General features: G+C 33.2%; 1 protein-coding gene. It reads left to right on the top strand.

Annotated features, from left to right (window positions below; translation table 11 throughout):
• Nucleotides 1–322: 322 nt before the first annotated feature.
• Nucleotides 323–841 carry a hypothetical protein gene (locus HNS40_RS22455; RefSeq protein ID WP_172284945.1) on the top strand — a complete coding sequence of 173 codons (519 nt, stop codon included), beginning with the start codon at nucleotides 323–325 and terminating at the stop codon, nucleotides 839–841.
• Nucleotides 842–965: the final 124 nt, after the last annotated feature.

Raw genomic sequence — 965 nt, 5'->3', positions numbered from 1 at the left:
GCGAGGAGGTTTATCAAAAGAAATTAGCCAATGGTATAAAGGAGGAGGCCTTAAATATTAGCCAATGGTCGGCAGGTATATATGTCATTATTGTAAGAAGCGAAAACCATATGGTGGGGAGTGCTAAGTTGGTGGTGGAGTGAAACAAAACAGCAAGACCATAGATTTAAAATCTTTTAAATCAGGCAGCTATATTATTACTCTAAAAATTGATGGTAAAGCTATTAATAGTACCACATTCAATATTATTAAGTAAATTTGGAAGATGAGAATCCGGCAGGAATTGACAAAGTCAATTCCTGCCTTTCTAAAAAATACAATTATGAAATCAACGATCCTATTAATTCTAATTCTTTTTTTAAGTTTATCTTCCTTTTCACAATATATATACTCCGATACTACTTGGGAAAGATGGTATGGAGTACAAAATAATGATGAATCGGCTCTGGCTTATAAAAACGATATAGAACATTATGATAAAGGCTATATTTTCCATGCCAATTATGAGGAAACATCAGATGGAAAAACCTTTATTAAAAAAACAGATATAAATGGCTATTATCTTTGGGAAAGGAAATTGGACTCTACTTATCAGACTTATATGCTATCTATGAAGAATGTCCATAATGGAGGACTTGTAATGTGTGGTGTTAGCTACTATAATGATATAGGTAATCCTTGGGTAGCCAAGCTAAATGCCTGTATGGAGGTGGAATGGTGTAAATTGTTTGAGTGGCCCGAATATTCATTTGCTAAGGATATAGCTATAGATAATAACGGTGATATTATTGTTTTATGCTATGGTTTTGGTTATGGCGATATAGAACGTATTAATTTATAGGGTTACCCATTTAAGTCTCGTGTAATTTAATCGAAGCGTAAGCAATCGGTTTATGCTCTACGCATCTCTGAATGATTTTATCTAAAATTGATTGGCGATGATTCCTTCTGTTAAATCTAAAGAA

The organism is Lentimicrobium sp. S6, assembly GCF_013166635.1.
Taxonomy (GTDB): domain Bacteria; phylum Bacteroidota; class Bacteroidia; order Bacteroidales; family UBA12170; genus UBA12170.
Note: the sequence above shows the minus strand (reverse complement) of the source record. Positions and strands in the feature narration are given on the sequence as shown.